This window comes from Mycobacterium riyadhense (assembly GCF_963853645.1).
Classification (GTDB): domain Bacteria; phylum Actinomycetota; class Actinomycetes; order Mycobacteriales; family Mycobacteriaceae; genus Mycobacterium; species Mycobacterium riyadhense.
Window position 1 is genome coordinate 423,704 of record NZ_OY970457.1, and the last position, 10,588, is coordinate 434,291.

The window sequence follows — 10,588 nt, forward strand, 5'->3', positions numbered from 1 at the left end:
AACCCGGCATTGCTGGTAGGACAGTCGATGGATTTCCCAGTGTTGGCGCCCGAGGTCAATTCCGCGCGGATGTACCTCGGAGCGGGCTCTGCGCCAATGGTGATGGCGGCAGCGGCCTGGGAGGGGCTGGCCGCCGAGTTGGGCTCGTCGGCCGCATCGTTCGGCTCCGTGATTTCAGGGCTGACGGCTTCCTCATGGCAAGGCGCGGCATCGGCTGCGATGGCTGACGCCGCCACGTCTTATCTGGGATGGCTGCGCACGGCGGCGGTGGATGCCGAGCGGGCAGCCGGGCAAGCCCGCGTGGTGGCGGCCGCGTTCGAGGCTGCGCAGGCCGCGACCGTGCACCCGGCAATCGTCGCGGCCAACCGCACGCAGCTATGGGCACTGGTGGCTTCGAACATGCTGGGACAAAACGCCCCCGCGATCGCCGCCGCCGAAGCCCAGTATGAGCAGATGTGGGCACAGGATGTGGCCGCGATGGTCGGCTATCATGGCGAGGCTTCCGCGGTTGCATCGGCGTTGACGCCGATTGCCCATGGGCTGCAGAACTTGGCGATGCTGCCGGGCCAGGTCGCTGCGGTCATGGCCGCACCCAACTCGCCCGCGGCCAGCTCAGCTGTAGCCGAGGCCGCAGTCATTAGCCCCTTGAGCGCTACGGGCTTCAACTTGGGCTTTGCAAACGTCGGCGTCCGCAATGTCGGTAGCGCAAACATCGGCAGTGCCAACATCGGCAGCGGAAACATCGGCAGCTTAAACGTTGGATCCGGAAACATCGGCAGCGTCAACATCGGGTTCGGCAATAGTGGCCCCGCGCCCACGGGGGGTATCCACAACATCGGCTTCGGCAACACCGGCAGCAACAACATTGGCTTCGGCAACACCGGCAGCAACAACATTGGCTTCGGCAACACCGGCACCGGCAACATCGGTATCGGGCTCAGCGGCAACAACCAGGTAGGTTTTGGCGCTCTTAACACAGGCTCCGGCAACATGGGCCTGTTCAACTCGGGCACCAACAACATCGGCATTGGCAACTCCGGCACCGGTAACTTCGGCATCGGAAACTCAGGCAGCGGCTACAACACGGGTATCGGCAATTCGGGCGACACCAACACGGGATTCTTTAACTCCGGTACAGCCAACACGGGCATCGCCAACTCGGGCAGCTACAACACCGGCAACTACAACTCGGGCAACACCAACACCGGCGGCTTCAACCGCGGCAGCTACAACACGGGCTACCTGAACACGGGTAACTACAACACCGGGCTCTTAAACTCGGGCAACGTTAACACCGGCGTTTTCATTTCCGGTAATTTTAGTAACGGTTTTCTGTGGAGGGGCGATTACGAAGGGCTGATTTTCGGTTCCCCGGGCTTCGGAAATTCCACCACCATCCCGTCCTCGGGTTTTTTCAACAGCGGTGACGGCAGCGCTTCGGGTATGCTGAACTCTGGTGCTAACAATTCGGGCTTCTTCAACTCTTCACTAGGGAGCATCGGAAACTCCGGTTTTCTCAACACCGGTGTTCTGCAGTCAGGTTTTCTGAACACGGGAAATACGATCTCAGGCTTTATCAATGAGAGCTTGGTGGACGTTAACATGGCGGCTTATATCTCGGGTGTCTTCAACACTGGAAGCAATATGTCGGGATTTTTTGGCGGTCCGTCGTCCTTTAACGTTGGCTTTGCAAATAAGGGCATCCATAACGTGGGCAACGCAAACATCGGCGACACAAACCTGGGCAGCGGAAATATCGGCAGTTCGAACATCGGTAGCGGAAACTACGGAAGCTCAAACGTCGGCAGCGGAAACTCCGGTAGCACAAACTTTGGCGGCGGAAACAGTGGCAGCTACAATCTCGGTTTTGGGAATCTTGGCAACCACAATTTTGGACCCGGGAACTTAGGTGACCACAACATCGGTTTTGGAAACCTCGGCAACGACAACCTTGGCTTCGGTAACGCAGGAAGCTACAACACGGGATTCGCCAACACGGGTAACGGGAACATTGGCCTTGGCAACACAGGCACGGGCAACATTGGCATCGGGCTAACGGGCAACGGGCGGTTCGGCTTCGGCGCCTTGAACTCCGGGACTGACAACATCGGCTTGTTCAACTCGGGCACCGGAAACATTGGCTTGTTTAACTCGGGCACCGGAAACATCGGCATCGGGAACTCGGGCACCGGCAACTGGGGCATTGCGAACCCGGGCACCGGTAACACCGGCATCGATAACGTCGGCAGCTACAACACCGGCTTCTATAATTCCGGCGCCGCCAACACCGGATTCGCCAACACGGGTAGCTACAACACCGGCAGCTACAACGTGGGCAGCACCAATACGGGCAACTACAACACCGGCAACTACAACACGGGCAATACCAACCCGGGCAACTACAACACAGGTATCGCGAACCCAGGCAACGTTGACACCGGCGCTTTCATTACGGGCAACTACAGTAACGGATTTTTGCAATCGGGTGACAACAAGGGACAGTTCGGCATCGATCTCGCGATCAATATTCCCAATGTTCCCATAGATGAACAAATACTCTTTCCGATCAACGAGACAATGGTCGTCGGAGGCAACGCCCTCATGTTCGAGGGCGGAACCTACTCCGTGAGCGGAGATTTCTATCTGGGCCCCTTCACCGTCTCAAGTTCGGCACTCAGCCTACCCACGGTGGTGCTCGCGATCGGCGGAGCAAGCACCAGCATAGGCATCACCATCAAAGGCTCTTTTGAAGGCGGCACCATTCAGATTCTGGATATTCCTGCGGCTCCGGGTTTCGGGAATTCGACGAGTGGTCCGTCGTCGGGATTTTTCAATACGGGTTCGGGGAGCTCTTCGGGTTTGTTCAACTCTGGCACCAATAATTCGGGCCTGCAGAACTGGGGAAGCAGCGGGAGTTCGGGCTATAAGAACTTCGGCGCGCTGATGTCGGGTGCGGCTAATTTCGGCAACACCATCTCGGGTTTCTACAACACCAGCACGGCTTCCGAGGTCCTGGCGACGGCGGCCCAGGTCTCCGGTGTCGCCAACGTGGGCACCAACCTCGCGGGCCTGCTGCGCGAGGGCGCGAGCGGCACGGTGTTCAATCTGGGCCTCGCCGATAGCGGACAGTTCAACCTGGGCAGCGCCAACATCGGCGACTTCAACTTCGGCAGCGCCAACATCGGCAGCGCCAACATCGGCAGCGCCAACATCGGCAGCGTCAACTTCGGCGGCGCCAACATCGGCAGCGTCAATATCGGGTTCGCCAACAGCGGCCCCGAGTTGACGGCCGGTATCCACAACATCGGGTTCGGCAACACCGGCATCGGCAACATCGGTTTGGGCAATACCGGCGAGAACAACATCGGCTTGGGCAACACCGGCATCGGCAACATCGGCATCGGGCTCAGCGGCAACAACCAGGTAGGTTTCGGCTCCCTGAACTCCGGCAGCGGCAATATCGGCCTGTTCAACTCGGGCGCCAACAACATCGGTATCGGCAACTCCGGCACCGGGAATTTCGGCTTCGCCAATTCCGGCAGCCTCAACACCGGCATCGCCAACACCGGCAGCACCAACACCGGCCTGTTCAACAGCGGCCTGGCCAACACCGGCTTGTTCAACACCGGCAGCTACAACACCGGCAGCTACAACCCCGGCAACACCAACACCGGCAGCTACAACCCCGGCAACACCAACACCGGCTACTTCAACACCGGCAACACCAACACCGGCCTGGCCAACTCCGGCAACATCGGCACCGGCGCCTTCATCACCGGCAACTACAACAACGGCTTCCTGTGGCGCAGCGACAACTCCGGCCAAATCGGAGCCAACTACACGATCCATATTCCCGAATTCCCCGCGAATGTCACCGTGAACATTCCCATCAACATCCCCCTCACGGCTAGCTTCACGAACACCGTCTATAGCGGCATTAGCGCTTCTGAGACCCCGTTCGGTTACACTCCCCTCTCAATTACCGGCACAATCAGCCCCTTAACCATCCCACGCATCACGATTTCTGGTCCCGCAGTGCAGGTTAACGTGGGTAACCCTAACGGCTCGACTGCGATAAATATCCCCATTACCGCAAGTATCGGTCCCGCCGATCTGACGTTCTTTAACATCCCTGCCTCAACAGGTTTCTTCAACTCCACCAGCAGCCCGTCGTCCGGCTTTCTGAACAACGGCGCCGGCACCGCATCGGGTTTCAGGAACTTCGGCGCCAACAATTCGGGTTTGTTAAATTACTCTTTTGGCGGACTCGGAAACTCGGGCATGCAGAACTATGGCTCGCTGCAATCGGGCTTGGGGAACCTAGGCAACACGATCTCGGGCGTGTACAACACAAGCCGGCTCGACCTGGCCACAGCGGCCAATGTCTCGGGTGTCGCAAACATCGGCAGCAATATGGCGGGCTTGTTCCGCGACAGCATAGCACACACGACCACCTTCAACTTTGGCTTAGCAAACGATGGCAAGTTGAATCTGGGATTCGGAAACATGGGTGACTATGACGCCGGCCTCGGAAACATCGGCAACGGAAACATCGGCAGTGCAAACATCGGCAGCTTCAATGTCAGCTCCGGTAACCACGGTGTAAACAACTTTGGCGCTGGGAACTTGGGGGACTACAACATCGGCCCCGGAAACTTCGGCAACCATAACGTAGGCTTTGGGAACGCCGGCAGCAACAATATCGGCTTTGCGAACACCGGCAGCAACAATATCGGCTTTGCGAACACTGGCAGCAACAATATCGGCTTTGGTTTCACGGGCAGCGGGCAGGTCGGATTCGGCGCGCTGAATTCGGGCAGCGGTAACAGCGGTCTCTTTAACTCCGGCACCAACAACACCGGCTTGTTCAATTCGGGCTCCGGAAACGTCGGCATCGGGAACTCGGGCACCGACAGCTGGGGTATCGGCAATACCGGAAATATCAATACCGGATTCTTCAACGCGGGCAACGTCAATACGGGTTTCTTTAACTCCGGCAACGTGAACACCGGCATCGGCAACGCCGGCGACTACAACTCGGGAAGCTTCAACACGGGCAGCTTCAACACGGCGGGATTCAACCCGGGTGACTACAACACGGGTTACTTAAACACGGGTAGCTACAATACCGGGGTCATAAATTCGGGCAATGTTAACACCGGGGCTTTCAACGCCGGCAGCTACAACAACGGATTTTTGTGGAGGGGCGATTACCAGGGCTTGATTGGCGCCGAATTCGAGATCACTATTCCCGACACCGCGATCCCTGTGAACCTCGACGTGCCTATCTACCTCTCCATACCGATCACCGCAACAACTGGAACCATCACCATGCAGAGCTTCACCATTCCATCGGTGACCATTACCGTCGATTGGATCCTCGGCATAGGCGTGAAAGGCATCACGAACTCACTCACAATCCCGAACATCTCGCTTAGCCTTCCAGTGATAGCCACTAACATCGGGACCCCCGCTGATGCCCCCGGACCTCTGATAGATATCACTGGTATCGGTAGCCTCCTTCCCATCAAGATCCCTGTGGTAGATATTCCTGCGGCTCCGGGTTTCGGGAATTCGACGAGTGGCCCGTCGTCGGGATTTTTCAACACGGGTTCGGGGAGTTCCTCGGGCTTCCTCAACTCCGGCGCCAATGCCTCCGGCCTTCTCAACACCCTTGCCTCGGGAGCGTCAGGAATCTCGGGTTACAACAACTTCGGCGCGCTGATGTCGGGTGCGGCTAATTTCGGCAACACCATCTCGGGTTTCTACAACACCAGCACGGCTTCCGACGTCCTGGCGACGGCGGCCCAGGTCTCCGGTGTCGCCAACGTGGGCACCAACCTCGCGGGCCTGCTGCGCGAGGGCGCGAGCGGCACGGTGTTCAATCTGGGCCTCGCCGATAGCGGACAGTTCAACCTGGGCAGCGCCAACATCGGCGACTTCAACTTCGGCAGCGCCAACATCGGCAGCGCCAACATCGGCAGCGCCAACATCGGCAGCGTCAACTTCGGCGGCGCCAACATCGGCAGCGTCAATATCGGGTTCGCCAACAGCGGCCCCGAGTTGACGGCCGGTATCCACAACATCGGGTTCGGCAACACCGGCATCGGCAACATCGGTTTGGGCAATACCGGCGAGAACAACATCGGCTTGGGCAACACCGGCATCGGCAATATCGGCATCGGGCTCAGCGGCAACAACCAGGTAGGTTTCGGCTCCCTGAACTCCGGCAGCGGCAATATCGGCCTGTTCAACTCGGGCGCCAACAACATCGGTATCGGCAACTCCGGCACCGGGAATTTCGGCTTCGCCAATTCCGGCAGCCTCAACACCGGCATCGCCAACACCGGCAGCACCAACACCGGCCTGTTCAACAGCGGCCTGGCCAACACCGGCTTGTTCAACACCGGCAGCTACAACACCGGCAGCTACAACCCCGGCAACACCAACACCGGCAGCTACAACCCCGGCAACACCAACACCGGCTACTTCAACACCGGCAACACCAACACCGGCCTGGCCAACTCAGGCAACGTCAACACCGGCGCCTTCATCACCGGCAACTACAACAACGGCTTTTTCTGGACGAGCGACTATCAGGGTCTGATTGGCTTCGAATACACACTTAATATTCCGGAATTTCCGTTGTTGAACTTCGACGTAAGCATTCCCCTCAACATCCCCATCAACCTCAATCTCGGGAGCATCAGCCTTAAAAGTTTCACCATCCCTGAAATCACCCTCGACGTTTCAGGAACGTTAACGGGAAGCGCCACCCTCAGCTCCATCACCATCCCGACCATTACCGGTACCCTACCTACAGTAAGTGCCAACATCGGCGGCCCTTCAACGGCGATAGATATTTCGGTCAGAAGCGGCGCCGGGCCCATCAGCGTCCATATCATCGATATTCCTGCGGCTCCGGGGTTCGGGAATTCGACGAGTGGTCCGTCGTCGGGATTTTTCAATACGGGTTCGGGGAGCTCTTCGGGTTTGTTCAACTCTGGCACCAATAATTCGGGCCTGCAGAACTGGGGAAGCAGCGGGAGTTCGGGCTATAAGAACTTCGGCGCGCTGATGTCGGGTGCGGCTAATTTCGGCAACACCATCTCGGGTTTCTACAACACCAGCACGGCTTCCGAGGTCCTGGCGACGGCGGCCCAGGTCTCCGGTGTCGCCAACGTGGGCACCAACCTCGCGGGCCTGCTGCGCGAGGGCGCGAGCGGCACGGTGTTCAATCTGGGCCTCGCCGATAGCGGACAGTTCAACCTGGGCAGCGCCAACATCGGCGACTTCAACTTCGGCAGCGCCAACATCGGCAGCGCCAACATCGGCAGCGCCAACATCGGCAGCGTCAACTTCGGCGGCGCCAACATCGGCAGCGTCAATATCGGGTTCGCCAACAGCGGCCCCGAGTTGACGGCCGGTATCCACAACATCGGGTTCGGCAACACCGGCATCGGCAACATCGGTTTGGGCAATACCGGCGAGAACAACATCGGCTTGGGCAACACCGGCATCGGCAACATCGGCATCGGGCTCAGCGGCAACAACCAGGTAGGTTTCGGCTCCCTGAACTCCGGCAGCGGCAATATCGGCCTGTTCAACTCGGGCGCCAACAACATCGGTATCGCCAACTCCGGCACCGGGAATTTCGGCTTCGCCAATTCCGGCAGCCTCAACACCGGCATCGCCAACACCGGCAGCACCAACACCGGCCTGTTCAACAGCGGCCTGGCCAACACCGGCTTGTTCAACACCGGCAGCTACAACACCGGCAGCTACAACCCCGGCAACACCAACACCGGCAGCTACAACCCCGGCAACACCAACACCGGCTACTTCAACACCGGCAACACCAACACCGGCCTGGCCAACTCCGGCAACATCGGCACCGGCGCCTTCATCACCGGCAACTACAACAACGGCTTCCTGTGGCGCAGCGACAACTCCGGCCAAATCGGAGCCAACTACACGATCACTGCGGATAAAATCCCCGCATATTTCGGCGTTGAGATCCCCATCAATATCCCTATCACTGCCACCATCACCGATTTTTCGATCTCCGCCATCAACATTCCTAAAATCAACCTCAATGGGTCGGCAAGAATCTTCGATATCAGCGGACCCATCATCCTGACGGCCTCCGTTGGTCCCATCGGTATCACGCCCATCACCATTGACTTTGGCACGCAACCTGCCGTGAACATCAACATCGGCAACCCCGACGGTTCAACCGTGATAGGTATCGGCGGCACCGCCAACGTTGGTCCTCTCAGCATCCCGATCATCAACATACCGGCAACAACGGGCTTCTTTAACTCCACTACCAGCCCTTCGTCGGGCTTCTTTAATACCGGCACCGGTGGCGTATCGGGCCTTGGAAACGTTGGCGCCAACAATTCGGGCTTCTTGAACTTCTCTTTGGGACGCCTCGGAAACTCGGGCGTGCAAAACTATGGTTCGCTGCAATCTGGCTTCGCGAACCTGGGCAACACGATCTCGGGCATTTACAACACAAGCACGGCGGATCTGATGACGGGGGCCAATGTCTCCGGCATGGCAAATATCGGCGCAAACCTGGCTGGCGCATTCCGCTCCACTGCAACCGGGACAACTTTCAACTTCGGGTTGGCCAACGACGGATTCCTTAACGTGGGCAGCGCAAACATCGGCAGCTACAACATTGGTAACGCAAACATCGGCGGTCACAACCTCGGGAACGCGAACATGGGGGACTACAACGTGGGCAGCGCAAACATTGGCAGCTACAATCTCGGTAACGGAAATGTCGGCAGCGGAAACATCGGGTTCGGAAACTCGGGTCCGTCGTTGACAACGGCCATTCGCAACATTGGATTCGGTAACACCGGTAGCAACAACATTGGCTTCGGAAATACCGGCGATGGCAACATCGGATTCGGAAACACAGGAAACGGAAACATCGGCATCGGGCTCAGCGGCAACAACCAGGTAGGTTTCGGCTCCCTGAACTCGGGCAGCGGCAACATCGGCTTATTCAACTCGGGCACCAACAACATTGGCATCGGCAACTCGGGCACTGGAAACTGGGGCATCGGAAACTCCGGCAGCCTCAACACCGGCATCGGCAATACCGGCAACATCAACACCGGCTTGTTCAACACCGGTGCGGTCAACACCGGCATCGCCATCGCGGGTAATTACAACACAGGTTTTTACAACTCGGGCAACACCAACACAGGCAGCTTTAATGCAGGAAACTACAACACTGGCAGTCTCAACTTGGGCAACTACAACACAGGCTACTTCAACTCCGGAAACTCCAACACAGGAATTGGAAATTCTGGTGACGTTAACACAGGCGCCTTCATTGCGGGCAACTATAATAACGGCCTATTCTGGAGAGGCGACTATCAAGGCTTAATCGGCTTCTCCTTCACATTCACCATTCCCGAATTTCCCTGGCAATACGACTTGAATGCGCTACTACGCGTACCGATCACAGGTACGGTCAACGCCATTACTCTGGATATGTTCGCCATTTCTAAAATTGACATACCAGTTAAAGTGACGACTGGCGACTTTCACATCGTTGTACTCGATGAGACCTTTAGCTTTGGTCCCTACATCTTCGGTTCGAGCACTCTTCTGCCCGATACCCCTCTAGACTATGTCATTTCCCAAGACTTTGATTCCCAGGGCGGCGGCACCTCGGGCCCCTTTACCTTCGGCTTCGAATATCAGCAGCGCCCCGGATTCTTCAACTCAACCACCACCCCGTCGTCCGGCTTCTTCAACTCCGGCGCCGGCAACGCATCGGGCTTCTTCAACTCTGGTACCGGCGCTCTATCGGGGCTCGGAAACATCTTCGCCAACACTTCGGGCCTCTTCAACGCCGGGGGGCTAGGAAATTCCGGCTACCTAAACTACGGCGCATTGGACTCCGGCGTCGCCAACTTCGGCAATTCCATCTCGGGCGTCTACAACACAGGCACAGCGGCCTTTGTGAATTCCTTTGTCTCGGGCTTCGCCAACATCGGTACCGACCTTTCGGGCATTTTCAATGGCTGGACTTGGCCGTAACCGTTAGCTGACCGTCAAGCCCAGCCAACGCTCTGTCGAGGTTGGATTGTGGGTGTGGTGTCGGGGTTTTGTGGGGGTGTTGGTTGTGGTTGGTGACTGTGGGTGGGGGTTGGGGTTGTGGTGTTGTACAGGTGTTGGGGGTGGCCGGGGGGTGGGGGGAGTGGTCGTGCAGATGGTGCGGCGAAATGCGCGGGCTGGGGTGGTGGGGGTCGTAGGGTTTGTTCGTCGTTGTCGGTGGCTTTGGGCTGCGAGTCATCGGGCCGGTGTCGGCCCGGGGTGGTGGCCGGTGTGGTTGGAGGGTTGTCATGTCGTTTGCGGTGGTGTCTCCGCAGGTGGTGTCGGCGGCGGCGGCAACGGCGGCAGCGGCGGAACCGGCGGCAACGGCGGTGCTGCCGGCACCGGCGGGTCGCCCAGTCCAGGTACCAACGGCACCGCCGGAACGAACGGCGCACACGGGTCGTAAACCGTTTGGTGGGCTTTGATTTGGCCGTTGTCCGTGCTATTGGAGTGATTGGGGGTGTCG

General features: G+C 58.3%; 2 protein-coding genes. Both read left to right on the plus strand.

The features are described from left to right. Window positions 1-27: 27 nt before the first annotated feature. The gene (locus tag AADZ78_RS28710) at window positions 28-10,065 is read left to right on the plus strand and encodes a PPE domain-containing protein (protein ID WP_341343662.1); all 10,038 of its coding nucleotides are present in this window, start codon (window positions 28-30) and stop codon (window positions 10,063-10,065) included. 286 nt (window positions 10,066-10,351) lie between these two features. Then, complete coding sequence (locus tag AADZ78_RS28715; RefSeq protein WP_204903554.1) at window positions 10,352-10,528, plus strand: hypothetical protein; 177 nt, start codon at window positions 10,352-10,354, stop codon at window positions 10,526-10,528. Window positions 10,529-10,588 lie beyond the last annotated feature (60 nt).

Excerpts from the sequence above, each read along its gene's own strand:
- AADZ78_RS28710 (WP_341343662.1), top strand. The coding sequence starts at position 28 with ATGGATTTCCCAGTGTTGGCGCCCGAGGTCAATTCCGCGCGGATGTAC.